A 25,984-nucleotide genomic window follows, 5' to 3' on the forward strand; every position below is an offset into this window, starting at 1 on the left:
CCTCTACCCAGACATCCCCCTGGCGGCGGGCACCGATTACGTCGTTTCCTATTTCGCTCCCCAGGGGCGCTACACCGTCACCGAGGGCTTCTTCGCCAGCGGCTACAGCGCCGGGGTGCTGTCAGTGCCCGCGGGCGGCGGGGTCTACGCGTACGGGCCGAGCGGCACCTTCCCGGCCCAGACGTGGAACCACTCCAACTATTGGGTGGAGCCGCTCGTCAAGCTGGCGCCTCCAGAGACGCCGCTGTTCGCGCGGGCCTATCCCGGCAACAACGCCGCCGCGGTGCGCTGGGATGCCGCGTCGGGGGCCCAGACGTATTCGGTCCTGCGCGCCACCTCGGAGGCCGGGCCCTACCAGCCGGTGGCGTCAGGCCTCACGCGGACGGCATGGCTGGACACCTCCGCCATGAATGGCGTCGCGTACTTCTACCAGGTGCGCGCGTCCAACACGTACGGCACCAGCGCCGCGTCCTACCGGGCCACGGTGACGCCCGCGCCCACCGCCTACAGCCTGTGGCAGACGCCCGCGCCCTCCGGCGTCTTCGCGTCCGACGACACGGCCGGCGTGGAGGTGGGGGTGCGCTTCAAGAGCGAGGTGCCGGGCATCGTCGACGCCGTGCGCTTCTACCGGGACCCTGGCGCGCCGCTGGAGGAGCGCGTGGTGCACCTGTGGGACGCGCAGGGCGTCCTGCTGGCCACGGGCCTCTTCGTGGGGGAGGGCGGGCCGGGCAGCGGCTGGCAGACGGTGGATTTGTACCCGGACGTGGCCGTGCAGGAGAACACGGCGTACACCGTGTCGTACTACGCGCCGGCGGGTGGCTACACGGTGACGTCACAGGCCTTCGTCATCTCGCACTACGCCCAGCCGCTGCACGTGGAGGCGGATGGTGGCGTCTTCGCCTACGGGCCCGAGGGCACCTTCCCCACGCAGAGCTGGGAGAGCTCCAACTACTGGGTGGAGCCCGTCTTCCGCGTTCGCTGAAGTCGGAAGAGGGCCCTCTCAGCGTTCCCGCTCAGTCGATGCACTTGAGCGCGAGGTTCAGCTCGGGCATGCCAGCGGCAGCTCGACGAAGAAGCGGGCGCCGTCGCCCAAGGAGCTCCGCACGTGGATGCGCCCCCCGTGCGCTTCGACGATGTGGCGGGCGATGTGGAGGCCCAGGCCAAGCCCGCTCACCTCGCTGGCGCTGCCGAGCCGCTCGAAGCGCTCGAAGATGCGGTGTTGATGCTCCGGCGCGATGCCGGGCCCGCGGTCCTCCACCTCGAGCACGGCGTGGTCATCCCGGGCCGTGAGGCTCACCGTGAGCGGCGTCCCGGACGCGTACTTGAGGGCGTTGGTCAGCAGGTTCGCGAGCACCTGCTCCAGCCGGATCCGATCCCACCGCCCGACCAGCCCGGGCGCGAGCCGCACCGTGAGCGCGTGGCCCGCCTCCGTGAGCTGCTGCTCGAAGCGGTCCATCACATCGCGCGCGACGTCGCCCAGGTCCACCGGCTCCAGGTGCAGCTGCAGCCGGCCCGCGGCGATGCGTGAGATGTCCAGCATGTCATCCACCAGCCGGGCGAGCCGGTCGATGGAGCGCTCCGTCTGTTCCACCATCCGGGTGACGCGCTCCGGGGTGAAGGCCGCCGGGTCGTTGGCGTGGATGCGCTTGCGCATGTGCTGCGACAGCAGCTTCATGGACGTGATGGGCGTGCGCAGCTCATGCGAGGCGATGGACAGGAAGGTGTCCCGCGACGTGACGGCCTCCTGCACCCGTTGGAAGAGCCGGGCGTTGTCCATGGCCACGGCGACCTGTGCGGCCAGCCCCGCCACCAGCCGCTCCTCGCGCGCGGTGAAGACGCTGGGGGTGGGGTGGCCGAAGAACAGCCCGCCAATCACTTCACCGGAGCGCGAGATCACGGGCACCGCCAGGTAGCTGCGCACCGGGAGGTGGCCTTCGGGCATTCCCCGGTGAGGGGCATTGTGGCCGTAGCGTGGATCCTTCGTGATGTCGTCGCTGCGGATGATGCCCTCGCCCTTGAAGGTAGGCTCGAAGACACGGGTCGCGCGCGGCATGGGGAACTTCGCGAAAACCTCCCGGGGCACTCCGCTGAGCGTGTAGAGCATGTATGCCTTTCCCCGCTCATCCAGCACGTTGTAGAAGAACGCGCCGAACGCGGCCCGGGAGAGCTGGGTGGCGGCGTCCGTCACGCCCTGCACCAGCTTCTCCAGCTGCAGCTCCGCGCCCAGCGCCTGGCCCGTGCTGTTGATGAGCTCCAGGTTCTGGAGCGAGTCGTTCTTCTCGATGAGCGTCTGGCGCAGGGACTCCTCGAGCTGCCGCTCGGGGGTGATGTCTCGCGTGATGCCCTCGAAGTGCCGCGCGCGTCCTGCCGCGTCGTGGAAGACGGAGCCGGTGACGTGCAACCACTTGATGGGGGCGTCTTTGTCCGGGTGGATCCGGAAGCGCAGCTCGAAGGGCATCCGCTCCTCCAGCGCGCGCCGCGCCGCGTCCCACACCTGCTCCCGGTCCTCCGGGTGGATGCGCTCCTGGAGGTGGGCGGAGGTCACCTCACCGTCCGGGGGCAGGTGGCAGTGCACGCGGCAGATGGCGTCGCAGACGAGGTGGGCTTGAGACAGGTCGCAGGACCAACGGCCGATGCCCGCCGTGGCGATCACCTTCTCGGAGCGCTCGTACTCCTCCAGCCGCCGCAACGCTCGCTGAAGCTGCTCGTCGGAGGAGGAGGGGAGCGTGGCAGGCAGAGGCTGGTCGGGCATGGGTTTCATCCAAAGGCAGGTATCCATTGATGCTACGGCCCGAGTCCCCAGGTCTGGAGCAACCTCGCCGACCTGACCTCAAGGGAACAGTCGAGGGAGCGCCCAACACACCCAACACCGTCATCCCGTATCTTTTTCCGCCCATCGCGTGTCTCTCCGGCATGAGCACTCAGTCACAAGGCCCGCTGGGAGACTCCGTCAGGGCGTCCTGGCGCCGGTTTCTCGATACCTACGAGCCACTCCGCCCGGACCTCTACCGGTACTGCCGGCAGCTGACGCGCAGCCCCTGGGATGCCGAGGACATGGCCCAGGAGACGATGGCCCGGGCGTTCGCGAGTCTCGGCATCATGGCGGAGCCGCCGCGCAGCCCGCGAGCGTGGCTCTTCCGGGTCGCGAGCAACCTGTGGCTCAACCGGATGCGGCAGGCGCGGGAGGTACCGGCCCCCGACGGCTTCGAGGTCCCGGAGCCGGTGACGCGCGCCGAGCCTCGCGCGACGCGTGAGGCCGCGGGGACGCTGCTCTCGCAGCTGTCGCCGCAAGAGCGAGCCGCGGTCGTGCTCAAGGATGCCTTCGGGCTGTCACTCGAGGAGACCGCGGAGGCGCTCTCCACCACGACCGGAGCCATCAAGGCCGCCCTGCACAGGGGGCGGGCGAAGCTGGTGACGCCGGAACCGGATGAGCCGGCGCCAGTGGCTCCCGCCGTCCTCAACGCCTTCTGCGATGCCTTCAACGCGCGGGACCTCGACCGGCTCACGGCGCTCCTGCTCGATACGGCGACCCTGGAGTACCCGGGCTTCAAGATTGAATCCGGGGCCCAGGCGGTCCGGGACGGCTCGTTCAGGGGAACGCTCTTCGGCTGTCCCGAGGGCGGCTACGTGCTCGTGGATCCGCCGCGTTGCGAGCTCCGTGCGCACCGCGGCGAATCGCTCTTCCTCTGGTGGTCGGGAGACGAAGTGCACGCCGTCGTGCGGGTCGAGCTGGACGGCGACCGCATCGTGCGGCTGCGAAACTACTACCACGCGCCCGAGGTCCTGACCGAGGTCTGTCGGGAGCTCGATGTCCCCTTCCGCACGCACGGTTACCAGCCTGCTGCCTCGCACTGAAGGAGCTGCCATGAAGAGCCACACCGTCACGTCCGCGGATGGAACGTCCATCGCGTTCGAGACCACCGGCAAGGGTCCACCGCTCATCCTGGTGGGCGGAGCGTTCTGCGACCGCACGGCGCCGACTTCGGGAACGCCGCTGGCGGCCCTGCTGGCCCATCGCTTCACCGTGTTCAGTTATGACCGGCGCGGTCGCGGGGACAGCGGGGACACATCGCCCCATTCGCCCGAGCTGGAAGTGGAGGACCTCGCGGCGCTCATCACCGCCGCCGGAGGATCCGCCGCCGTGTTCGGCAACTCGTCGGGGGGCCTCCTGGCCCTCGATGCCGCGGCTCGCGGACTCTCCATCCCGAAGCTGGTCGTCTACGAGCCTCCTGTCATCCTCGATGCGGACCGGGCCCGGGCGTTTGAAGCGCTCGCGACACAGCTCGACGAGGCAGCCAGGGGGAATCGGCGTTCGGAGGCCGTCGAGCTGTACTTCACGAAGGTGATGCAGCTGCCCGAGCCCGCCGTCGCGCAGATGCGCAAGGCGCCGATGTGGGCGGGGCTCGAGCACCTCGCTCACACGCTGAGCTACGACCTGCTCATCACGGCCCGCGGCCCCTCGCGGCTCGAGCAGATGCCGGCCGTCCGCGCGGCGACGCTCGTCATGGATGGAGGTGCGAGCCCGGCCTGGATGCGCGAGGCGATCCAGACCCTGGCACAGGCCATTCCCAGCGCACGTCACCGGACGCTGGAAGGACAGACGCACGCCGTCGACCCCAAGGCGCTCGCCCGAGGGCTGGAGGAGTTTCTTGTCAATCTTTGAGTGGGGGAGGGCGCCTCGTAGGATGGGAGCCTCGTCGACGAAGACGATTCCTGGGAGGAACCATGTCGAAGATGCTCAAGGGGTTGTTCGCGGCTGTCCTGCTGGTGGGCTGTGGTGGCACGGAGGCGGAGGTGGATTCGCCGGCCGAGCTCGCGTCCAGGGAGGACGCCATCAACGTCTGTCTCGTGGGGGCCGCGCCCTATTCACTCTGCAATGGGGGCAACGGCGTCTGTGTCTATCCCTCGGCGAGCAGCCGCACCGCGGATTGCCGTCCGAAGTGTGGCGTCGCGTGTGGAACCAGCGCCAGTGAGTGTTGCATCGGGTATGGCCCCTTGAACTTCTGCGAGATGAACCGGGGCTGCGGCGGCGCGCTGCCGCCCCCCGTCATCGACTGAGCACTTCCGCGCCGGCTTGAGGGGCGGCTCATGGGTCCTGGCCCGACGTCACGTCGCCGGGTACAGCACCTGTCGCCCCCGTACTTGCGCGAAGGCGGTGAGCCGGTGCGGCTCCACGCGGGTGGGGCTCGTGATGTGCGTCACCGGCCCCGCGAGGACGGCAACATGTGGCCGAGCCGCAGTCTGCCTGCGCCGTCACACCGGTGACCGAGCGCGCTGACACGTCAATGCCACGTCAGTGACATGTCAGCCGGGGTGTATCCGCCGGTGCTCCCGAGGCGCCCCCCAGTGCTCCCGGCGATGGCACGGGCCCTGCTGTCTCACCCAGATGTTTCAGGTGAACGCACCCACGGCTCAGAAGGATTCTTCGTGTCCACGTCCCACACCGCTCGCTCGAACAACACCACGGCCTTCACGAAGGGTTTGGGTTCGCCAATACAATCCGTCGCTGCTCCCGAAGCGGGCATGCCTGGGGCAGCTGGAGCCGCACGGCCCCTTCATCCAGGGACATGGGGCCTGACGCGAGCCGAAGGCGGGTTGTGCCTGGAGGGAAGGTCGCTCGCGAGCCTGACGCAGCGCTGGGGAAGCCCGCTCTTCGTCGTCCATGGCGCCCGGCTCGCGGAGAACGTCCGGCGCTTCCAGCAGACGCCCGAGGGCCGGCTTCGGGGCGCCGAGATCTTCTATTCGTACAAGACCAATCCGATTCCCGCCGTGCTCCAGCGGCTGTCACAACTCGGGGTCGGAGCCGAGGTCGTCTCTCCGTACGAGCTGTGGCTCGCCCAGCGGCTCGGAGTCGCGCCCGACCGGATCATCTACAACGGTCCGGGCAAGACGGCGAGCGTGGCCCGCACGGTGGTCCAGAGCGATCTCCTGCTCACCCACCTGAACCATCGCGAGGAGATCGCGCTCGTCGCGGCGGCTGCCGCGGAGCTCGGGAAGCGCCCCCGGGTGGGCATGCGCGTGGCCACCTCGGACAGCTGGTCCGGCAAGTTCGGCATCCCGATCGCCGGAGGCCGGGCGCTGGCGGCCTACGAGGAGGCGATGATGCACCCCTCGCTGCGGGTCGTCGGGCTGCACGCGCACCGGGGCGTGGCCATCGAGGATGCCCAGACGCTGGAGCGCTTCGTTCAAGAGGTGTTGGAGTTCTGCGACACGCTGCACGACCGGCTCGGGCTCGACGTGGAGATGCTCGACCTCGGTGGGAGCCTCGCGGTCCCGACGGTGCTGCCTCTCAACGACTCACCCGTGCCGCTCGCGGAGCGGGTCCAGCAGAGGCTCTCGATTGAACGGTACCTGGCGCTGCTCATCGGCAGGGTCGAGGCCCACTTCCGTCGCGCCGGCCGTCCCGCGCCTCGCATCTTCCTGGAGCCCGGACGCGCGATGACCGGGAACACCCAGCTGCTGCTCTGCCAGGTCAGCAGTCTCAACGCGGCCGGAGCAGGACCCGCGCACGCCATCCTGGATGCCGGCGAGAACATCGCTCACATCCTGCACCGCGAGTATCACGAGATCTTCCACGTCGAGCGATGGGGGGAATCCTCCAGCCAGACGTACTCCCTCGACGGCCCCACCTGCAGCCCCATGGACCGCCTTCGGAAGGAGATTGAGCTCCCCCAGCTCCGCGTGGGGGACACGCTCGCGGTCATGGACGCGGGGGCCTACCTGGTCTCCTTCTCGAACTCCTTCTGCTTCCCACAGCCCGGCATCGTGATCCTGGACGAGGGCCGCGCGACGCTCGCCCGTCGCGCGGAGACCTACGAAGACATGATCGACCGCGACCTCGCCGCGAACGACGCCTCCCGATGAACGCCCGGTCCCTGTTGGCGCACCCGCTGCGGGACGAGCCGTCCTGCGTGCTGAGGGGCGCTGTCGTCGCGCTCTCGCACGGGCGCATCGAAGTGACGTATCTCGCGCCGGGGGAACCGCCGCGGATCGCCGTCGCCGGCAAACTCCTGGCGCTCGAGGCCGCGCTGCCTGCCCAGGGGACGGCGGCGTACGCCCTGTTCGCCGGCCTGGACAGCATCCTGATCTCGGATCGTGATGCGCGGCTGGCGATCCTCGTCCCACGCGATGGCATGTCGCTGCTGGAGGAGCAGGCGCCGCTCTATGTCACGGGCCCGGATCCCAGGCTCGCGGGCCGCTTCCGCGTGGAGGCCCACCGCGCGTCGGCTCCCACGAGCGTGCTGTACGTCGCGCAATCCTTCGGGCACACGACGGGCTGGGTGCCGGCCGTGCATGGCGCCCTCGCCAGGCTCCCGGATCCGATCCCGTTCACCGCGGCGATCCGCCGGCAGGAGGACGCGGCATACGCGCGCCGGAAGGTCGGGGATGTCGCGGGGTTCCACGTCGTTCCGCTCCACTACAGCGACGCGGAGTCGGGGACCGTCACGCCGGACGACGTCGCCAACGTCTCGCGGCCGGAGCTCCTGAACCGCGAGGCCGCGCTCCTGTGGCTCGCGGCCAACCGTGAGCTGGCCCGGGCCAGCGCGGGCGCGGCCGCCATCGTGAACGACTGCCGGCCGGAGACCTGGATCCTTCACCAGCTCGCGGAGCATGCGCAGCGGAAGGAGGTCCCCCTGCACGCCGTCCGGTACGCGTTCGCGGAGTTCGGCTGGCTCCGCCAGCGGGTTCGCCAGACGGACGAGGCGACGGCGCCGGGAATGGCCGGAATCGTGGCCGCGTCCGCTCCAGCGGTCCACACGCGGCGCGAGCTGAGGGACGCGCTGCGAGCGTCGGGCATCGAGCCGCGGCGCAACCCCTCGGTCGACTTCGAGGCCTCGAGCCGGGAACTCATGGCCGCCGTGCCGGAGAGCGGCACCCTCTGGTATCAGGCCATCAACTGGCGCGACTGGCTGTCGCTGGAGTCGGGCCGGCAGCCCTACGTGGTCATCCCGCCGCTCGGTCAGGCCAGCGCGCTCTCCTCGGAGCAGGCCGCGGAGCGGGCCGGGGCCGTCCTGGCCCAGCGCTCGCCAGCGCTCCAACACCTCTTCACCCAGAGGGATTCGCGCGGCGTCGTGCTCGTGTCGCAGGGCAACGGCTTCTCCACCTGCAGCCGCCGGCACTGGCGCGCGATGCTGGCGATGGCGGCGAGGATGGACGGGGTGCACTTCCTGTTCGCGGGCGGGAGCGCGGAGGATCGCGCGTGGCTGGCGCTCGAACTCGAGCGCTCGCGGCCCGGGAACGTGACGCTGCTCGGGTGGATCGACGAGCACTGGAGCACGTTCCTCCGGGCCCTGGCCGCCAAGCCCCAGGCGACCTTCGTCTGCCGCCCGGGCCTGAGCAGCATCGGCGCCGCGCTGGTGAACGGCATTCCCCCCTGCTCATGCCGCCCGACCCCCTGGTGGGAACGGACGGCACCGTGGACGCGATCACCGCGGAGGTGGCCATGGAGCGCGCGCTCTACGCGTTCCAGCTCGAGCGGCTGTATGCCAGCCAGTGCGCGACGCACCGGGACTCGCCGCTGCCGGTGCTCGTCGACACACTCGGTGGCGAGCCGGATCGGGCGCTGGCCACGCTGCGCCGTGCGGTGGACCCCGCCATCCAGTCGCGCCAGCGGGCAGCCATCCATGGGTACTGCCACGGGTCGCGCGTCGCGCACCTCATCGCGAGCGTGCTCGCGCGCGAAGCGGCCTCCGGCGCGCTGCCCATCCAGGTCAAGCGCCGGATGCGCGACCAGGAACTCTCCAGCCCTCGGGTGCCCTTCGGCGCACTCCCATCCACAGACGCCCTCGCTTCGCGGGAGCTCGCACATCCGTGAGAAACACCATGCCCCAGCGCTATCTCCCCCCTCGGGACGCCTACGAGCTGCGAGTCTCGAGGATCTGGGCGAACCGCCTGCACCGGGATGCTCTCGGAATCGGGATGCAGGATGACTTCTTCGACCTTGGCGGCGACCGTGCCGGGGCGGAGGCCGTCCTCGCCGCGATCTCGGCGCGGTTCAATGCCCCGCTCTCCCTGGAGGCGTTCCTCGAGGCGCCGACCATCGAGCGCCTCGGCTGCCTGCTGCGCGCGCGGTCCCGGAAGCTCAACGTGCAGCCCCTCATCCCGCTCCAGCCAGACGGCTCGAAGCGCCCCTTCTTCTTCCTGCCGGGAGGGGAGGGGGCCCCGCTCAACGCCTATGCGCTGGCGCGCTGGATGGGGCCGGATCAGCCCCTCTACGGCCTTCAGTCCCGCGGACTCCATGGCGAGCGCCCGCCCTTCGAGCGCATCGAGGACATGGCGGCCGACCACATCGCGACCATGCGTGTCGTGCAGCCGCGCGGCCCCTATCTCCTGGGAGGCCATTGCTCCGGCGGCATGGTCGCGCTGGAGATGGCCTTGCAGCTTCAACGCAAAGGGGAACAGGTGGCCGTGCTCGCCGTGTGCGACGCCTGGTCGCCCGCCAATCTCAGCCTCCGCATGCCGAACGAGACCTTCCTGGACGACCTGGTCGAGTTCTACTCCATCGTCGCGGCGGGCTTCCGGTACTGGTTCGACGTAGACGTCGGGCTGAAGAGCGACGAGCTGCGTGCCCTCGACCCACGCCAGCGCATCACGCACTTCATGGATCTCGCCAGGAAGCACGGGGCCTATCCACCGGACGAGCCCGACGCGCGCATCGAGCACATCCTGGCGCTCTATCGCGCCGCCAGCTACTCCGCCTACGTGCCGGCCGAACGCTTCCGGGGGCCCATCACCTTCCTGCGCGCGAACGACAGCAAGTTCTGCGAAACGGTCACCGAGGGGTGGGAGGACCTCACGACCCAACCGCTGCGCCTGTGCATGGTCCAGGGCAACCACGTCTCGCTGCTGACCGAGCCGCACGTGCAGGAGGTGGCGAACGAGCTCCGCGCCGCCATCGCGGAGGCACGGGTGTCGTAGGCGGCGAGCCAGTCCTGAGCTGCCTTTACGTCGCCGGGTACAGCACCTGCCGCCCTCGCACTTGCGCGAAGGCGGTGAGCCGGTGCGGCTCCACGCGGGTGGGGCTCGTGATGTGCGTCACCGGGACGCCTCGCGCCCAGAGCGCATCCGCCACCAGCGAGCGATGGCAGCGCCAGCGCAGCGCCTCCGCGCACATCAGGGCCACCGGCCCCCGCAGCGCCACCTCGCGCAGCGCCTCCAGTCCCTGCGCGAAGTCCTCCGTCAGCATGTAATCCGCGTAGCCGCGAAAGCTCAGGTTGCGCCAGGCCGCGTTGGGCGAGTCCTTGCGCGCACGCCGCAGCCCGCCGAGCGCCGGCAGGTGCAGGTGCTCGACCCCCACCCGTGCCAGCGTCCTTCCCAGCACGTCCACGTTGAACTGCGGGTTCGTGCGGGAGCGCGGCACCGTGCGGATGTCCACCAGCGTCCGCACGCCGTTCACCCACAGCATCTCCACCAGCTCCTCGATGGTGCGCGTGGAGTGGCCCAGCGCGAACACCTGGACGCCGCCCCATCCTCGCGCCCGCCTTGGCATCCCCATCCTCTGTCCTCAGGCCCGCGGGGTTCAGTCCCTTCAATATTGGACGTGGGCCCGCGCCCGACAAGGCATCCCTCCGCCCGGGGAGGGCAATGAAAACGGGCTGGAGACCTTGCTGTCCCCAGCCCGTCGTCATTTCAGGCGTTCTTCAATGCCTTGGGGCTCAGCAGCGGTAGTTGCACCGCTCCCAGCAGAGCGTCTCATCCTGCTCGCAGCTCGCCTCGCATGCCGGGTCGCCGTTACAGTTGTAGAACGAGCACGTCTCAGCCCAGTCGTCACACAACGAGCAGCAGGGAGCGGCGACAGTCTCCTCCGAGCCCAACGTCGCGCTTCCCACAGCCACGGCAGCTCCCATCACGAATCCGATGAGCCCCATCTTCAAGGTCTTCTTCATCCAGCTTCCCTCGTCGTGGTTGTTTGACCTGGGACGGTCCAAGGTCCGTCCCATGGGCGAGTGTATGGACTTTCACGAATCACCCAAGCGAGTAAGTTCGGACTCATGAGCACTCACGGACAGGTCTCCCCCTCCCACACGCGAGGAAGGCTCATCTGGGTGGGTTCACTGCTTGTGATGGCGTTGCTCTTGCGCGGCTTCGTCGTCCAGCCGCACCACATCGTCTCCGGCTCGATGATGCCGACGCTGGCCGTGGGGGACCGGCTGGTGGTGGACAAACTGTCCTTCCGCCTCCATCCACCGCGGGCTGGGGACGTCGTCGTCTTCGAGCCGCCTCCCGAGCTCGTACGCTCCGGCGATCTCTCAGGGCACTCGTCCATCAAGCGGGTGATTGCCCTGCCGGGACAGGAGGTTCGCGTACACGGTGGACAGGTGTTCGTGGATGGCAGGCTCCTCCAGGAGCCCTACGTCGCGCAGGCGCCAGCCTACGAGTGGGGGCCCGCGCGCGTGCCCGAGGACAGGCTCTTCGTCCTCGGGGACAACCGGAACGGGAGCAGCGACTCGCATGTCTGGGGTGTCCTGCCCATGCGCTCCGTCACCGGCCGGGCCTGGCTGCGCTTCTGGCCACCGGCGCGGATGGGAGCGCTGTGAATGTCACAGCGCCCCGCGAACTGCCCGTCGGGGTTTCGCTAGACGGGGTTCTCCTCGCTACAGGTCAGCGAAGCGTCCTCGGCCTGGCGGGCCTCGTCAGCGGACACGGAGGCGGTGGGCTCGGAGGGCTCGGCCGGCGCGGTCAGGCAACCGGTGCCGTAGTACTCACCACACGTCACCCAATAGCCGGGACCAATGTTGCAGAGGTCGTGGCATAGAGCGTAGTTACAGACCTCAATGCACTGGGGGGGCCCGGCCAGCGCCGCCGTGGGCGCGAAGGAGAGGACAGCCGAGACCATCAGCAGGAACTTCGTCCGCTTGCTCATGCTTGCTCCAATCAGGGGGGGGGCCCGGCCAGTGTGAGCCGCTTCCCCTGACAAGTAAATGAATGTCATTGCCGCATCTGGCGCCCCCGGGTTTCATGTTTGCTATTGGGTAACTTTCCGCCCGGGCAGTGTGCTGAACTGCGTCGGCGGGGATGAAATACCCGGGCTTTCGCGCGCCATGCGCAGCCAGTCACAGGGGGCCCGCACGACGGGTATCGGTCATCGGTACGCCCATCTCCGGGCGCACCGCCGGCAACTGCTACTGGTCGGCGCCCATCGCCGAGTTCAAGTCCACCTTCATCGCGCCCGCGAACCACTTCATCCGGGGGGCCAGGTGCGCCGGCTGGTGGTGCGAGTCCATGACCCTCTACTCCTGCGAGATGCTCTGAGCGCGACCGTCCCCTCCGCGTCCTCACGCGGAGGGGACCGCCTGCGAGGCTTCAGGCATGATGACGGCCTGCCTGCCCTGGAGCTGCGCGCATGCCCCCGTTCGATGATCACCAACGCCTGGGGCTCGAAGTCGAAGACAGCCGCCGAGTGGGTGCAGACGGAGCTCCACGCCAAGAGGTTCGTGAAGAAGGAACTGGGGGCGCGGCTGGCGGAGTGCAACGTGGATCTGTACCTGCGGCAGTTCTACGCCGAGCCGGACCTCATCCAGACGATGTTCACCGACGCGCCCCGCAGGGCGCTGTACACCGCGAGCCGGACCTGCGCGAACACCTGGGCGAACTCGGCGCACTTCGCCGCCATCGCGGACCGTGACGAACTCCGGAGCCTGCTCACCCTGGCCTTCTACACGGCGCTCTGTGAGAAGCGGTTCGGCGGAATGGCCGGCTCCCTGGGCAAGGACCGCACCCAGCCGCTGCCCAAGGTGGGCGTGGACGACCTGGCCCGCCTGGTGCTGCCGGCCCCTGCGCAGGCCGGGCTCTGCGTGGGACACGCACGCAGGCGGGGCCGTCACGGCGCTGGGCAACAAGGTGTGGTGGAAGTGCGCGGGGGAATCCGGGACGACTCCTACCGGCAAGCCCGTCTTCCCCAAGCGCGTGGCCGGACGTGCGCTCTTCGTCGCGGAGGTGCGCAACAGCAAGAGCGCCTTCTGCAAGAAGTACTACGGCGACCTCCAAGGGAGCAGCTTCTTGCCCCCGAAGCACCAAGCGGTCGCTCTCCCTCCGCCGCAGCGGTTGCGCCTCCACGTCCCGGGCGCCAGCGTCAAGGTCTGATCGCGAGGCATTCGGGAGCCAAGGCAATGGCGGAAAAAATCACGCAGCAAAAGAAGGCCCAGGAGCCTGTCATCCCTGCGCAGCTGGGGGTCCAGGCGAACCGCAGGATCGAGGATCACGCGCTCATCGGAAACCTGCGCTCGGCGGCATTGGTCGCCCGGGACGGGACCATCGACTGGTTGTGCTTGCCGGACTTCGACTCGGACGCCTGCTTCGCGAGCCTGCTCGGGACGGAGGAGAACGGCGAGTGGGCGCTCGCACCCAGGGAGTCCATCCAGAAGATCACCCGCCGCTATCGGAAGGACACCCTGATCCTGGAGACGGAGTTCACCTGCGCCTCGGGAACCGTCCGGGTGATCGACTTCATGCCTGTCGGCCAGGACGTCCCCAGGCTCGTCCGGACCGTCGTGGGAGTGAAGGGGAGGGTGGCGATGCACTCGAAGCTGACGCCACGCTTCGCCTTCGGCCGCTCCATCCCCAGGGTGGAAAGCGTGGGCGGCTCGCTCCGTGCGTTCGCCGGCCCGGACGCGTTGTTCCTCCGGCGCACGGACAGGGATACCGCGTCCCCGCTGGTCTCGAACTTCGAGGTGACCGAGGGCCAGCGGTTCTCCTGGGTGATGAGCTGGAACTACTCGTGGTTGGATCAGGTCCCGCCGAACCTGGATGCCGACAAGGCCGAACAGGAGACCGACCGCTACTGGACCCAGTGGGTGTCGAAGATCGTCCCGCCGCCGAAGTACCGCGACGAGGTCGTCCGCTCCCTCATCACCATCAAGGCCTGCAGCTACGAGAGCACGGGCGGAATCGTGGCCGCGCCCACCACGTCGCTCCCGGAGACGCCGGGAGGCGAACGCAACTGGGACTACCGCTTCACGTGGCTGCGCGACGCCGTGCTCGCGCACAACGCCCTGAACCGCGCGGGCCTGAGCGATGAGGCGTCCTCGTTCTGGAAGTGGGTGATGCGCGCCATCGCGGGAGACCCCGCCCAGATGCAGATCATGTACGGAATCCGAGGCGAGCGCCGCCTCACGGAGTCCGAGCTCGACTGGCTCGATGGCTACGGTGGCGCGAAGCCCGTGCGCATCGGCAACGGGGCCTACAACCAGTTCCAGCTCGACGTGCTCGGCGAGGTGGCCGCGGTGCTCTACGCAGGCGCGAAATACTTCGGCGAGGTCGGCCCCGTCGCGCAGCGCGCGCTGCTCAACGTCGCCGAGCACGCGATGAAGGTCTGGCGGAATCCCGACAAGGGAATCTGGGAGATGCGCGGACCCAATCGCCACTTCACCGCCTCCAAGGTGGCCGCGTGGGCGGCGCTCGACCGGGCCATCAAGGCCTCGGATGAGACGAAGATGGCGGCCCCGATGGAGCGGCTGCTGGAAGCCCGGGAGAGCATCTTCGAGGAGGTCTGCGCGCAGGGGTTCAATCCCGAGCTGAACAGCTTCACGCAGTATTACGGCGGCAAGCAGATGGACGCGAGCCTGCTCTACATCCCGTTGACCGGGTTCCTTCCAGCAACGGACCCGCGGGTGGTGGGCACGGTGAAGCGCATCGAGAGCGAACTGATCCAGGACGGGCTGGTGCTCCGCTTCAAGCCGGACGCCTCGGGCTCCGTGGACGGGCTCAGTGGAGAGGAGGGCACCTTCCTCGCGTGCTCGTTCTGGCTCGCCGACACGTACCAGATGATGGGGCGCTTCGAGGATGCCCGGCGGCTGTTCGAACACCTGCTGTCCTTGAGCAACGACCTGGGCCTGCTCGCCGAGGAGTACATGCCGAAGCTGCACGCGCAGCTGGGCAACTTCCCGCAGGCGTTCAGCCACTTCTCGCTCGTCAACGCGGCCTACACCCTCACCGAGCCCCGCGCCTGACGCGGCTCCCGGGCCTTCTTCGGAAGGCCCGGGAGCTCCAGGGCGGGGACCTTGTTCAAGCAGCGCGCGCTCGAACTGCCATTGCGTGCCAGCTCTCCGCGTGCTAGACACTGAACCACATGGTTCAGTATGCAAATGCCGGCCTCGATGCTTCGTTCGCCGCGCTCTCCGACGCCACCCGTCGCGGTGTTCTGGAGCAGCTCGGGCGTGCGGAGGCCTCGATCACGGACCTTGCCGAGAAGTTCAACATGACCCTCACGGGCATGAAGAAGCACGTCGGTGTCCTGGAGCGGGCCGGGCTCGTGAGCACGGAGAAGGTCGGGCGCGTGCGGACCTGCAAGATCGGCCCGCGCCGCCTGGAGGAAGAGATGGCCTGGCTCGAGAGGTACCGCCAGCTCTGGGACGCCCGCTTCGACGAGTTGGACAAGGTTGTCGAGGACTTGAAACAGAAGGAGCAGGTGGATGGACGCAAGAAGAGAGAGTGAGCCCACACCCATGAAGAACCGCACGACCGTGGAACGGAAGTCCGAGCGTGAGACCGTCGTCACGCGGACTTTCAATGCTCCGGCACGCATCGTGTTCGAGGCGTGGACAAAGCCCGAGCTGTTCAAGAAGTGGTGGGTGCCGAAGTCGATGGGAATGACCCTGGTTTCCTGCGAGATGGATGTCCGTACCGGGGGCACGTACCGTCTGGTGTTCGGCCAGGGGATGGCGTTCTTCGGTCGGTACACCGAAGTGACACCGCACTCGCGCCTCGTCTGGACCAATGAGGAAGGGGGTGACGATGCGTCCGTCACCACGGTGACCTTCGAGGAAAAAGGGGACCAGACGCTGCTGGTCGTGAGCGAGCTCTACCCCTCGAAGGAGGCTCTCGACGCTGCCGGCGGGGCGGCGGAAGCGCTGGTCGAGACGTTCCAGCAACTGGACGAGCTTCTCGTCACCCTGGAGGCGAGCGCAGGACGGGCATGAAGTCCTCGCTCCCGCGCCAGGAGGCCTGCGCCAGCGCGGGCAGGCTTCCAAGCGGGGAGCGTCAGGCGGGGACGTTCTCGCTCGGATTGACAGGTTCCGCGGCCCGCTCTCGCGGCTCAGCCATACAGCTCGCTGAGCGGTCCCGGCGCGATGCGCGTGCTGCCCTCCTGCCCGAAGGTGTTGAAGTCCGCGTCTCCGAACGCGTGGCCGAGCGTGTTGAAGAGGTTGGAGACCTGCCGGTTCCGGGCCGCGTCGTACTTCGGGTACACGACCGTGCGCCCGTCGGTCTTCAGGCCCAGCGCGTTGCCGCCCACCACGAGCTTCGGCCACTCACGCGAGGTGGAGTGGTGCTGCTCGCCGTTGTCGGACATGAAGACGATCGCCGTGTGATCCAGCATCGAGCCGCTCGCGCCGACCTCGGGCGTGGCGGCCAGGGTCCTCGCCAGGTTCGCCACCAGCTGCACGTGGCGGCGGGTGACCTCGGCGACGCGCTCCCAGTTCTGCCCCGCATCCAGGCCGTGCTGCAAGCTGTGTCGCGGGACGTCGCTCACGTCCGGGCCGTAGGCCACGTCGAAGCCCGAGGTGCCCGTCGCCAGCACGACCGTGTTCGTCAGCCCGCCCAGGAGGGCCGCCGTGGCGATCTGGAACTGCGCCTCGAACCACTTCAGCGAGTCGGGCGGTGAGCCCGCGCCGGTGAGGAGCGGGTTGTCCTTCGGCGCCAGCGGCAGGTAGGGCCGCACGCGGTCCGCCATGCCCGCGAGCTGATCCTCCCGCGTGCGCAGCGACTCGAGCGAGGAGAGGTAGCGCTCCAGTTTCAGCCGCTCGTTGGAGTTGCCCTTGAACTCCGCCAACGCCTTGCGCGAGTCGGCCAGCGCGAAGTCGAAGAGCATCTTGCGATCGCGCCCATTCGTCGAGCCGCCGAGCAGCGAGCCGAAGGTGCTGTCGAACGCGAGTGACGGGTTGACGATGATGCCCGCGGGCTTGCGGGGTCCGAGCGCGCAGGTTTCGTACACGATCGACACGCGCGCGGAGCTGGTGCCCAGGCGCAGCACGTCGAACGGTGCACCCCGGCGCAGGCGAGGTGCGATCACCGCGTCGAAGGTCGCGCCCGCGCCGTTCACCGCGCAGCTCAGCCCGCCCGTCCCGCTGGAGTGCCCGCCGCCCGCGATGAGGTTCGAGAGCCCCAGCAGCACGGCGGAGCGGTTCACCAGGTCGAGGTTGCCGGATGACCCCGCCAACGGCCCGAGGCTGATCGCGCTGGCGAGATTGTCGCCCTCACGCACCAGCGGCGTGTCCTTGTACGCGTCCCAGAAGAGGCGGTCGGTGGTGTTGGCGCGCCCCCCCAGCGCCGCGCGGGTGCCCGTGCTCAGGAGCGCGCGGGGGTAGACGCCATTGCACTCGAGGACCAGCACCAGGCGCGCCGGCAGCGCTGACGACTGGGCGTAGACGTCGTGGAAGTAGGGCGCGAAGAGGCCGGCGGCCATGCCCTTCAGGACGGTTCGTCGCGAGAACATGGCAGTCACTCTCCAGCCTGCGGCACGCGCCGCGTCTTCCAGGTGTCGCTTGTCATCAGCGTGGTCAGCATCTTGGAGAACGAGCCGTTGTTCTGATCATACGCCTGCTCCATCTGCGTCAGCGTGCAGGCGTCGCTCGGGTTCTCCGGGCGTCCCATGAAGTAGCGGAAGGCCTGTCGCACGAAGCAGCGTTTCACGTGCCGCGAGGCCGCCAGGCGCTCGCTCAACTCCACCGCGTCGCGCACCGGACCGTCCAGCGCGGGGTCCGGCATCGACGTGAGCGTCGAGCTTCCGTCCGGCGTGGTCCAGCCTCCGCTGGGCGAGTGATCCCGCGCGCGCAGGAAGCCCGCGTGGTTGTAGATCTCGAAGGGCAGGCCGAGCGGTTCCATCAGACGGTGACAGCCCTGACACTGCGATCCGGCGGTCGCCTCCTGCAGGCGGCGGCGCGCGTTCTTGTCGGCGGCGTGAGCGCCGACCTGGGCTGCCACCTGCACGCTGCTGAGCGGCGGGACGAAGCCGCACAGGAGGTTCTCGCGCACCCACTTGCCGCGGTGGACGATGGACGGATCGTCCTCGAAGTTGCCGCCGTGCGCGGCCAGCCACACCGGGTGGGTCAGCACCCCCGCGCGCTCCGTGGCAGGCAGCGTCTTCCAGCGGCCCGCGACGGTCGCCGGGAGGATCTCGCTGACGTTGTAGGGGTGCGAGAGGCCCTTGTGTGAGTCGTAGGCCGCGTTCTGCATGGAGGGCACATAGAAGGTGCGCGTGGTGAGCAGGTTCGCCAGCACGTCCTGGTCCTCGACCACCACCCGCGCGATCAGATCGTCGAACTGCTGGATGAAGGTCGGCTCCAGCGGGTGGAAGTTGGTGAGCAGGTTGTCGTACGAGACGGCGCTGATGTAGCCGAGCCCCTCGAGTTCGAAGCGCGAGGTCGCCGCCGGGGACTCCTTGAACACCGCGGACACGTGCTCGTAGCCGAGCCACTCGCGGAAGAAGCCCGCGACGCCGTCACCCAGCCAGTACTGCCCGCGCTTGGAGCGCTGCTCCTCGTTGTAGTCCTGCACCAGATCGAAGCGCGGTGTCCCGTTCTGGTTGGCGTCGACGCCGCCCAGGTGCTTCTTGATCAGGGCGGTGGTCGTCGCATCCTGCGTGAGCGAGCCATCCTTCGCGGCAATGGCCACGTCCGCCAGATGCCCCTCGAGGGGCGCGGAGTAGTACGGCCACACGAAGCTCGGCGTGGCCGAGGGCGCGCGCCCTGCCATCGCGTAGGCCAGCTGCGAGCCCAGCTCGAGGCTGGTCAGCTCCACGCGCCCGTCGGCCGGCTCGCCGCCCATCTCGCGGCGGAACATGGCGCCGGTCATCATCCACGCGGCGTTGGAGATCCGCGTGATGGAGTCCGCGCGGGTACGCGGGGAGTAGCTCGGTTCCTGCGCGATGACCGAGGTCGCGAAGGCGGTGAGGCGGGTGAGCTCATCCTCGGTGGGCGGGCGGAAGAAGACGCCGAACTCGAGCATCTGGCCAAGGTGGAAGCGCTTGCAGGTGTCGCTCGGGTTCGCGTCGTTGAACATGCAGCTGAAGCGGTTGTTGGTGAAGACACGCTCCATCCGGTTGCCGTCCGGGTAGTTCATCGTCCACGGCGAGGCGGCCGCGCCGACCACCGGCAGGAAGAGCTCCACCGTGGCCTCGTCCAGCGTCTCGTCCGTGGCCCAGGAGCTGTACTGCTCGATGGCGCTGGGATCGAGCGGGTTGTCGTAGAAGCTGAACCCGGTCCAGCTGCGCTCGACCGAGCCACCGACGTTGCGGGTGAACTCGCGCCGGTTCATGCGGCGGATGCGCGTCGGCGCATCCGAGCGCACGCCTTCGGTGCAGGTGAAGAGCGTGGACTGATCGAGCAGGTTGGGCTCGGGCACTACGGTGACGGGCGGCCCGTCCGTGCCACTGCAGAGGGGCATCCCCTCCTTGATCCAGGTGTCGAGCGCGGTGCGCTCGGCCGCGCTCGCGCGCTCATGCGGGGCTGGCGGCATCGGAGACGCGTCGTCGCGCATGCGGATGAGCGCGCGCTGGGCGTTGGTGAGCTTCCCATCCATCGCCGAGCTCACCCGCATGTCGTGCAGGGTGCGCAGCGGCATCGTCGCCCCCTGGGTCGGCAGCGCGCCGTGACAGCTGGCGCAGCGATGGGTGAGCACCGACTGCACCACGCACGCGGCGCCCACGGGCCCACCGGGATCCCCCGGGTCCACTGGATCCACTGGATCCACTGGTTTGTTGGGGCCTCCGTCGTTGGTGTTTGGCCCGATGTTGCCCTTGCACGCAACGAGGCTCAACAGTCCGGCCAGCAGGAGCACGCGGTTCATCCGGCCAGTCTGGCACGGACGGCAGGTGAAATAGCAAGCGGGTCCTGCGAAACGGGCTTAGCCGGGACTGGCTCCCCTCCTGATCAGGCGGCTGCCGTCCGCCACGCGCACGCTTCACCTGCCGGAGACGCGGGACTCGCGGCTCAGCCTGGAGCCTGCTTCACCGGGTGTGTCGTCAGAAGGGGGCGCAGATGATGCCCACGCAGTCGCCCGCGTCATTGTCTCGCGCGACGTTCCCTCCCCCGTCGAAGGCGGTGGGCGCGTTGATGCCGAAGCCCGTGTTGCCCAGGGCGACGTTGTTGAGCACCGTGGGAGTGCTGGGAGGCAGGACCCGGAGGCCATCTCCGTCGTTGCTCAGGAATTGGTTGCCGCGGACGATGCCCACGAGCGGGACGGGAGTGGACGCCGGGAGGTCGGACAGGATCAGGCCGCCGCCCGTGTTGTCAAAGAAGGTATTGCCGTCGACGTAGACCCTCAGGGCCGCGACCGGGAGAGCCGTGCCATTGTTGACGGCCAGCGTGTCGATCATCGCGAAACTGTTCGTCTCCCAGACCGGGTCGGTCGGGGTCGCGAACGCGGTGTTGTCCGCGATGAGCGAGTTCTCGAACCGCATCTCGCCGCAGGTGAACGGGCCACCCAGGTCGACCCGCATCGCGGCCACGGAGGTGTTTCCTGCGAGCGTGCTCGTCCTGAAGCGGAAGGCGCCACCGAAGCAGAAGCCGACAAGCTCGTTCGACGTGAAGGTGGAGTCGCGCACGTCGATGAAATGGAAATCCGCGAACATCGCGGTCCCATTGTGGGTGAACACCGAGGAGCGCACGTCGAAGACACCGGTGGACGCATCGAACTCACTGTCCAGCCCGGCGCCGTTCCCGCTCAGGCGGCACTCCGTGATGAGGAAGTTCGTCGAGGATTGGCTGAAGACAGCGACGCCGTTGTCGAGGAGCGCGAGCTTGTGCAGGCGCAGGTTCGCCACGGTCACGGGAACGGCGGTGATGATTCCCCTGCCGAAGCCTTGAACCGTGCCGTTGCGGATCATCCTGCCGTTGACGACCACGATGCCCTGCGAGTCCTCATTCACCGGACCGGTGCGGCGCACGGTGAAGCCGCCGAGGTCCAGGACGATGTCTTCGCCATCGAGCCGGAGCGCGAAGGGATCCGAGCCCGGACAGTTGAGATCGCGGGTGAGTTTCGTGTGCTGGGTGAGGGTGTCACCGCAATGGACGGTGGCCCCACCGAGGTTGAATGCCACCTGGGTATCCGCATCGAGCTGCACCGAGCCACCGGCCTTGGCGGCGGACGCCCCCGTGAGCAAGGTGGTCATGGCCAAGGCGACGACGAATCCGCGTGTCTGTTGCATGCTGCCTCCCAGGCCGGAGCAGTCCGGCCACGAGCAGACAGGCTGGACACGGCGCCCCAGTCGGCATCCCCCCCAGGGGTGGCAGCGCGCTGCCCGAAGGGTGACACCCCCCTTTGACCCCGGTCTCAATGCGGGCAACCGCCCCTGCGCCTGTTGCCGGCGTCCTCCAGACAGGCAGACGCCGGACACCAGGTGTCACGCCTCTTGAGGCCTCAGCGCGTGGGCGATGTCCACGAGGCGCTGGAGTTCGGCGTTGCTCATCTTCAAGTGCCGGGCCGCGGCCTCCAGATCCTCCGGCGGGAAGGCGCGCATGGCCTTGGGGGTGAACCAGTTGAAGAGGGTGACGATGCCGCGCACCAGCGGCGAGCGGGTGAGCACGGCCGTGGGCGGAATGGTGGCGCCCTTCACCTTTGCGCCCTGGTCGAGCGCTTGCTGGCGCTGGGCGGCGTTCGGGCCATGCCCCTCCGCCACCACGAGTTGTGCGCTCATGGTGGTGATGTTCTGGCCGACGAGGTCGCAGTAGTGGACCCACTCGTCCTGCGCGGGTGGCAGTGCGTTGTGCGCAATGACCAGCACACTGCCCACCATGGCCACGCCCAGCGTGCGGCCCTTGAAGGCGCCCACGACATCCGGTGCGTCGAGCGCCGCCGGGCCTCCGTGCTCGGAAGAAGCAGTCATTGGGCCATGCTCTCCCGGGGGCAGGGGCTGTCGCAACCCGCTGTACTCCCGGTATTGGGCGTCTGGCCTGAAGCGGGCTTCACCACCGAAAGCCACTGTCGGCGGATCAACTCGTCCAATTCCGGGAGCCGGGTGGAGGGGGCGTTCAGCCGCGAATGCGCTTGCCGAACGGAGCAAACGCGACCATTCCGAGCTTGAGGTGCTGCAGCGCGAACGGAATGCCGATGATCGTCAGCGCCAGGCTGACTCCGATGACGACGTTGGTGAGGAAGATCCAGATCCCAGCGAAGAGTGCCCAGACGATGTTGAGCCCGAAGCTCATCGCGCCTGCGCTGGGAAGATCCTCGATGTCCTTGCCGAAGGGCATCAGCGCGAGGCCAGCCATCTTGAAGCACTGCACGCCGAACGGGATGCCGACGAGGGTGAGGCAGAGCACCAGTCCACCCAACAGGTACTCGAGGCAGAGCACCAGCCCTCCGCCGAAGATGATCCACAACAGGTTCAGAAGCAGGTTCATGTTCGGCTTATACGTTGGAGTCGTCAGTCGATGACATGAGCCCGTCTGAATTTCGCCAGGCCTCGATTCCAGGAGCCGCGCGCGCTGCCATCGCTTGAGCCAGGGCGCGGGGTGTCTGTCCATCCCCGAGCCCCGTCGTGGAGGCATCCCGCCAACCGGCGCCTACTCCTCCGCGGCCTCCTGGGGCTCCTGGAAGTCCACGTCGAAGTTGACGCGTTGGCCGGGCTCGATGGTGAAGGTCTTCTGCCAGTGCGACGGGCCCACGGTGACGTTGAGGCGGTGGTAGCCCTCGTAGACGTCCAGCTCCTCGACCGGGACGACGCCCACGGGCTTTCCGTCGACGGTGACGTTGGCGCCAGCCGGGCCGCGCACGTTGATGAAGGCCTTGTTGAGGAAGAACTGGTAGGCGGAGCGGCCCGTGGGGGCCACCGTCACGGTGCGCGATACGGAGATGCCGAGCGCGCCGTTGGTGAAGGTCAGCAGGTGCTTGCCCGGCGGCAGCGACGCGGACAGCGGCGTGCGGCCCAGCAGCGCGTTGTTGAGCGTGACCTCCACGCGCGGCTCCACGGTGAGGTCCAGGATGCCCATCGTCGGGCCCGCGTCCACACCGGCGTCCACGCCCGCGTCCTCGACGCCCGCGTCGAAGGGCTCGGCCACGACGATGGGCAGGCCCGCGTCGAAGGTCTCCACCGTCATCGTGCCCTGGAGCTGGCGCTGGACGATCACCGCGCCCGCGCCGAGCGTCAGTACGAGCCCGCCCACCACGTACGGCACCCAGGAGCGTGAAGGCTTCTGCGCGGCCACCGTCTGCGCAGCAGGGCTCGCCGCGCCACCGAAGATGGGACCCGTAGGCCGCGTCTCCGTAGAGGCAGCCGGAGCAGGGGAGGGCGTCGCGGTCTGGGCCGTGGCGCCAGCAGGCACCGCGGCGGTGCTCGTGTTTGGCCCCGAGGCCTGCGCTGACGCCGGGACCGGAGCGGTCGACGTGTTCTTCGCGGGCGTCGCTGCCTGCGTGCTCTGCGCGACAGCGGACGTCGAAGCCTGCGCGGCCTGCACGGGCGCTGAGGTCTGCGCCACCGGAGTCTGCGCGGGCGCGGAGGCCACAGGCTGCACGGGCGCCGGCTTGCTGCTCTCCGCCGAGGAGAACTCCGGCACCTTGCTCTTCACGGGCTCCGCGAGCCCCGCGCCGTTCGCGATGAGCTCCGCGATCTGCGGCGCCGGCATGCCCGCCTTCGCCAGCGCCTCCGCGATGCCCTTCTCAATCGTCGCCCTGCGCGCCGCGCGAGCGTCGCTCTCCGGCGGGAACAGCTTCGCCAGGTGCTCCGCGAACTCCTCGTGCGTCGGCAGCTTGCCAATCGCATCCACCAGCGCTTCGCGGAACGCGAGCGCCGACGGATAGCGCTCCAGCGCGCGCTTCGTCGTCGCGCGGCGCACCACGGCATCCAGCTTCAGCGGCACGTCCGCGGGCATCGGGGGCAGGGCGCGGTTGAGCACCGCCTTGTCCGGATCCGCCGACTCCTTGAACGGCATCTTCCCCGTGAGGCACTCGTGCAGCGTGAGGCCCAGCAGGAACACGTCCGACTGCACGTTCACGGCTTCACGTCCGCCCAAGAGCTGCTCCGGGGACGTGTACGCGCGGCGGTTCTTCACACGCTTGCCACCGCGCTCGCGCGGCGCCACGGACAGCGCGCCGTAGCCCGTCACCTTCGTGTAGCCGCTGAAGGACACCATCAGCGTCTCGGGCCGGATGTCTCCGTGCACCAGCGGCGAACCGTCGTCGTTGCCCGCCACGTGCGCGTAGTGCAGGCCCATGGCCGCGTCCGCCACCACCAGCGCCGCGAACGCGGGCGACATGCGCGGGTTCGCTTCCAGTACGCGCCGCAGCGGCTCGCCGTCCGCGAACTCGGTGACTCGCGCCAGGCCGCCGTCCAGCTTCTCCAGGCCGTGCACGCGCAGGATGTTCGGGTGCTCGAAGACGATGGCGCGGTTCGTCTCGCGCTCCAGGCGCGCCACCAGCTCCGGGTTCTGCGCGATTTCAGGCGGTGCCCAGATGAGCACCACGGGGCGGGGCGTGGCGCCTTCCTCCAGCGACAGTCCGAGGAAGGCACGCGAGCCCTCTCCGGCAAGGAGGGGGCCGAGTGACTGATAGCGAGGCGAACTCATGGGAACGGCATGCTAGTGCCCTTCCCGTCGATCCTGGAATCCCCGGGTCGCGCCTAGATTCGCTGCCCTTCAAAAGGCAGCGTCAGGTGGTAGCCGTAGCGCCCGCGCCGCACGAGCAACAGCACGCTACGTCCCCGTCGCGCCGTCAGCAGGGCTTCACGGAAAGTGTCACCCGTGGGGACAGGCTGATTGTTCATTCGCAACAGCACGTCCCCCGGCTCCAGCCCGATCTCCGAGGCGGCCGACCCCTGCCGCACGGCCGCGATCGCCATCCCGCCCTTGCTCTCCTTCACGCGGAGTCCCAGCTTCTCCCACGCCAGGTTCTCAAGCAGGCGAGCTGGGAATTCGACCGGCGTCACCTGCACCGTGCGGTTGCCGCCTGCTCGGAAGAGCACCAGGGGGAAGACCGAGCGGGCCGGATAGCCGCGCACGCGTGAATCGAAATCCTCCGCGTCCTGGATGCGAGAACCACCCAGCTCCGCGACCACGTCTCCGCGCTGCACCCCGGCCTGCGCGGCGGGGCTGTCCGGATCCACGTTCGTCACGATGACACCGTACGTGCGGTCCCACCCGAGCCGCGCGGCCACCTGTGAGGGCAGGTCCGCCGTGTCCATGCCCACCCACGCGGGGCGCACCTTCCCGAAGCGCGTGAGCTCCTCCACGATGCGCCGCACCTTGTCCGCGGGGATGGCGAAGCCGATGCCCTGCCCGTTGGCGTAGATGGCCGTGTTGATGCCGATGATCTCCCCATCCACGTTGAGCAGCGGCCCGCCGGAGTTGCCCGGGTTGATGGCCGCGTCCGTCTGGAGGAAGTCGTTGTAGACGCGGCTGTCCGCACGGAAGGTGCGGCCCGTGGCGGACACCACGCCCGCCGTGACCGTCTTGCTCAAGCCGAACGGGCTGCCGATGGCGACCACCGTCTCGCCAATCATCAAGTCGCTGCTGGTGCCCAGCTTCGCGGTGGGCAGGGGCTCCTTCGCGTTGACCTTGAGGACCGCCAGGTCGTTGTTCGCGTCGCTGCCCACCACCTCCGCGTCGAAGGTGCGCCCGTCCGCGAGCACCACGTGGATGGCGGAGGCTCCCCGGATGACGTGGTCGTTGGTGACGATGATGCCGGACGGGTCGATGATGGCGCCGCTGCCCAGGCCGGTGATGCGCTGGCGCGTCTCCGGCTGCGCCATCCCCTGGCCGAAGAACTCCTCCAGGGGCGAGCGGGGCCGGCCCCGGAAGCGCGACTCCACCTCCTGTTCGGTGCCGATGTAGACCACCGCCGGGGAGACCTTCTGAACGACCTCCACCACGTCGCTGCGGCGCCGGGACAGGTCCGCGTGCGCCGGAAGCGCCAGCACGAGCCCCCACAGCAAGAGCCCCCACCGGATGTGTGCTGCCCTCATGCCATTCCTCCGTACTCCGCCGGGAATTGTCTCCCGGAAGACAGTCTGAATGTCGGGAAGGCCTCAGCCATTCCCTGGGTGTCTGGAAGCGGC

The 25,984-nt window shown here is 68.8% G+C and carries 24 protein-coding genes; 11 read left to right on the top strand and 13 right to left on the bottom strand.

All coding sequences use genetic code 11. The features are described from left to right. Nucleotides 1–982 (top strand): DUF4082 domain-containing protein (locus D7V80_RS21285; protein ID WP_120589892.1); only part of this gene is annotated, 982 nt, incomplete at its 5' end. A 57-nt stretch (nucleotides 983–1,039) separates the two neighbouring features. On the opposite strand, the gene D7V80_RS21290 is transcribed toward D7V80_RS21285, so the two are convergent. Continuing rightward, nucleotides 1,040–2,752, bottom strand: coding sequence for a GAF domain-containing sensor histidine kinase (locus D7V80_RS21290; RefSeq protein WP_120589893.1), 1,713 nt, complete (start codon nucleotides 2,750–2,752; stop codon nucleotides 1,040–1,042). A gap of 161 nt (nucleotides 2,753–2,913) precedes the next feature. On the opposite strand from D7V80_RS21290, the gene D7V80_RS21295 reads away from it, so the two are divergent. From D7V80_RS21295 to D7V80_RS21315, 4 genes are all read left to right on the top strand, one after another. Beyond that, entirely contained in the window at nucleotides 2,914–3,855 is a 942-nt protein-coding gene (locus tag D7V80_RS21295) for a sigma-70 family RNA polymerase sigma factor (protein ID WP_120589894.1), read from the top strand. A 10-nt stretch (nucleotides 3,856–3,865) separates the two neighbouring features. Then, a complete protein-coding gene (locus tag D7V80_RS21300; RefSeq protein ID WP_120589895.1) occupies nucleotides 3,866–4,663 on the top strand; it encodes an alpha/beta fold hydrolase in 798 nt (265 codons plus the stop codon). Between the two features lie 62 nt (nucleotides 4,664–4,725). Next, entirely contained in the window at nucleotides 4,726–5,058 is a 333-nt protein-coding gene (locus D7V80_RS21305; protein ID WP_120589896.1) for a hypothetical protein, read from the top strand. Nucleotides 5,059–5,595: 537 nt separating this feature from the next. Continuing rightward, a complete protein-coding gene (locus tag D7V80_RS21315; RefSeq protein WP_233585588.1) occupies nucleotides 5,596–6,864 on the top strand; it encodes an alanine racemase in 1,269 nt (422 codons plus the stop codon). Between the two features lie 1,096 nt (nucleotides 6,865–7,960). Here D7V80_RS21315 and D7V80_RS42305 read toward each other — a convergent pair. Further along, on the bottom strand, nucleotides 7,961–8,368 hold the full coding sequence (locus tag D7V80_RS42305) for a hypothetical protein (protein WP_199738780.1): 408 nt from the start codon (nucleotides 8,366–8,368) through the stop codon (nucleotides 7,961–7,963). A 12-nt stretch (nucleotides 8,369–8,380) separates the two neighbouring features. Here D7V80_RS42305 and D7V80_RS42310 point away from each other — a divergent pair, with 12 nt between their 5' ends. Next, nucleotides 8,381–8,815: a hypothetical protein gene (locus D7V80_RS42310; RefSeq protein WP_199738782.1), complete on the top strand. Its 435-nt coding sequence runs from the start codon at nucleotides 8,381–8,383 to the stop codon at nucleotides 8,813–8,815. Nucleotides 8,816–8,823: 8 nt separating this feature from the next. Further along, the gene (locus D7V80_RS21325; RefSeq protein ID WP_120589898.1) at nucleotides 8,824–9,918 is read left to right on the top strand and encodes a thioesterase domain-containing protein; all 1,095 of its coding nucleotides are present in this window, start codon (nucleotides 8,824–8,826) and stop codon (nucleotides 9,916–9,918) included. A 25-nt stretch (nucleotides 9,919–9,943) separates the two neighbouring features. On the opposite strand, the gene D7V80_RS21330 is transcribed toward D7V80_RS21325, so the two are convergent. Together D7V80_RS21330 and D7V80_RS21335 are read right to left on the bottom strand one after the other, a co-directional pair. Then, the gene (locus tag D7V80_RS21330) at nucleotides 9,944–10,489 is read right to left on the bottom strand and encodes a DUF488 family protein (protein WP_233585589.1); all 546 of its coding nucleotides are present in this window, start codon (nucleotides 10,487–10,489) and stop codon (nucleotides 9,944–9,946) included. A gap of 166 nt (nucleotides 10,490–10,655) precedes the next feature. Then, on the bottom strand, nucleotides 10,656–10,886 hold the full coding sequence (locus tag D7V80_RS21335) for a hypothetical protein (RefSeq protein ID WP_120589900.1): 231 nt from the start codon (nucleotides 10,884–10,886) through the stop codon (nucleotides 10,656–10,658). A 159-nt stretch (nucleotides 10,887–11,045) separates the two neighbouring features. On the opposite strand from D7V80_RS21335, the gene lepB reads away from it, so the two are divergent. Further along, complete coding sequence (gene lepB, locus D7V80_RS21340; protein ID WP_233585590.1) at nucleotides 11,046–11,537, top strand: signal peptidase I; 492 nt, start codon at nucleotides 11,046–11,048, stop codon at nucleotides 11,535–11,537. Nucleotides 11,538–11,575: 38 nt separating this feature from the next. Here lepB and D7V80_RS21345 read toward each other — a convergent pair whose 3' ends face one another. Both D7V80_RS21345 and D7V80_RS41860 read right to left on the bottom strand, forming a co-directional pair. Beyond that, nucleotides 11,576–11,863 (bottom strand): hypothetical protein, encoded by a 288-nt coding sequence (locus tag D7V80_RS21345; RefSeq protein ID WP_120589902.1) that lies wholly within the window; start codon nucleotides 11,861–11,863, stop codon nucleotides 11,576–11,578. Between the two features lie 633 nt (nucleotides 11,864–12,496). Then, the gene (locus tag D7V80_RS41860; RefSeq protein ID WP_158616675.1) at nucleotides 12,497–12,646 is read right to left on the bottom strand and encodes a hypothetical protein; all 150 of its coding nucleotides are present in this window, start codon (nucleotides 12,644–12,646) and stop codon (nucleotides 12,497–12,499) included. A 463-nt stretch (nucleotides 12,647–13,109) separates the two neighbouring features. Between D7V80_RS41860 and D7V80_RS21350 the strand changes: the two genes are divergently transcribed. The 3 genes from D7V80_RS21350 to D7V80_RS21360 all read left to right on the top strand — a co-directional run bounded on the left by D7V80_RS21350 (nucleotide 13,110) and on the right by D7V80_RS21360 (nucleotide 15,917). Further along, nucleotides 13,110–14,948, top strand: a complete 1,839-nt coding sequence (locus tag D7V80_RS21350; RefSeq protein ID WP_120589903.1) for a glycoside hydrolase family 15 protein — start codon at nucleotides 13,110–13,112, stop codon at nucleotides 14,946–14,948. A gap of 119 nt (nucleotides 14,949–15,067) precedes the next feature. Further along, nucleotides 15,068–15,433 (top strand): helix-turn-helix transcriptional regulator, encoded by a 366-nt coding sequence (locus tag D7V80_RS21355; protein WP_120589904.1) that lies wholly within the window; start codon nucleotides 15,068–15,070, stop codon nucleotides 15,431–15,433. 10 nt (nucleotides 15,434–15,443) lie between these two features. After that, entirely contained in the window at nucleotides 15,444–15,917 is a 474-nt protein-coding gene (locus D7V80_RS21360; RefSeq protein WP_120589905.1) for an SRPBCC family protein, read from the top strand. Nucleotides 15,918–16,033: 116 nt separating this feature from the next. Here D7V80_RS21360 and D7V80_RS21365 read toward each other — a convergent pair whose 3' ends face one another. The 7 genes from D7V80_RS21365 to D7V80_RS21395 all read right to left on the bottom strand — a co-directional run bounded on the left by D7V80_RS21365 (nucleotide 16,034) and on the right by D7V80_RS21395 (nucleotide 25,891). After that, a complete protein-coding gene (locus D7V80_RS21365) occupies nucleotides 16,034–17,431 on the bottom strand; it encodes a DUF1552 domain-containing protein (protein ID WP_120589906.1) in 1,398 nt (465 codons plus the stop codon). A 5-nt stretch (nucleotides 17,432–17,436) separates the two neighbouring features. Further along, on the bottom strand, nucleotides 17,437–19,782 hold the full coding sequence (locus D7V80_RS21370; RefSeq protein ID WP_120589907.1) for a DUF1588 domain-containing protein: 2,346 nt from the start codon (nucleotides 19,780–19,782) through the stop codon (nucleotides 17,437–17,439). A 175-nt stretch (nucleotides 19,783–19,957) separates the two neighbouring features. Further along, nucleotides 19,958–21,142: a right-handed parallel beta-helix repeat-containing protein gene (locus tag D7V80_RS21375; protein WP_120589908.1), complete on the bottom strand. Its 1,185-nt coding sequence runs from the start codon at nucleotides 21,140–21,142 to the stop codon at nucleotides 19,958–19,960. A 195-nt stretch (nucleotides 21,143–21,337) separates the two neighbouring features. Continuing rightward, on the bottom strand, nucleotides 21,338–21,820 hold the full coding sequence (locus tag D7V80_RS21380; protein WP_120589909.1) for an STAS/SEC14 domain-containing protein: 483 nt from the start codon (nucleotides 21,818–21,820) through the stop codon (nucleotides 21,338–21,340). A gap of 145 nt (nucleotides 21,821–21,965) precedes the next feature. Further along, complete coding sequence (locus D7V80_RS21385; RefSeq protein WP_120565731.1) at nucleotides 21,966–22,337, bottom strand: YccF domain-containing protein; 372 nt, start codon at nucleotides 22,335–22,337, stop codon at nucleotides 21,966–21,968. Between the two features lie 162 nt (nucleotides 22,338–22,499). Beyond that, nucleotides 22,500–24,497 carry a serine/threonine-protein kinase gene (locus D7V80_RS21390; RefSeq protein ID WP_120589910.1) on the bottom strand — a complete coding sequence of 666 codons (1,998 nt, stop codon included), beginning with the start codon at nucleotides 24,495–24,497 and terminating at the stop codon, nucleotides 22,500–22,502. Nucleotides 24,498–24,550: 53 nt separating this feature from the next. After that, nucleotides 24,551–25,891: a trypsin-like peptidase domain-containing protein gene (locus D7V80_RS21395; RefSeq protein WP_120589911.1), complete on the bottom strand. Its 1,341-nt coding sequence runs from the start codon at nucleotides 25,889–25,891 to the stop codon at nucleotides 24,551–24,553. Nucleotides 25,892–25,984 lie beyond the last annotated feature (93 nt).

This window comes from Corallococcus sp. CA054B (assembly GCF_003611625.1).
GTDB classification, from domain to species: domain Bacteria; phylum Myxococcota; class Myxococcia; order Myxococcales; family Myxococcaceae; genus Corallococcus; species Corallococcus coralloides.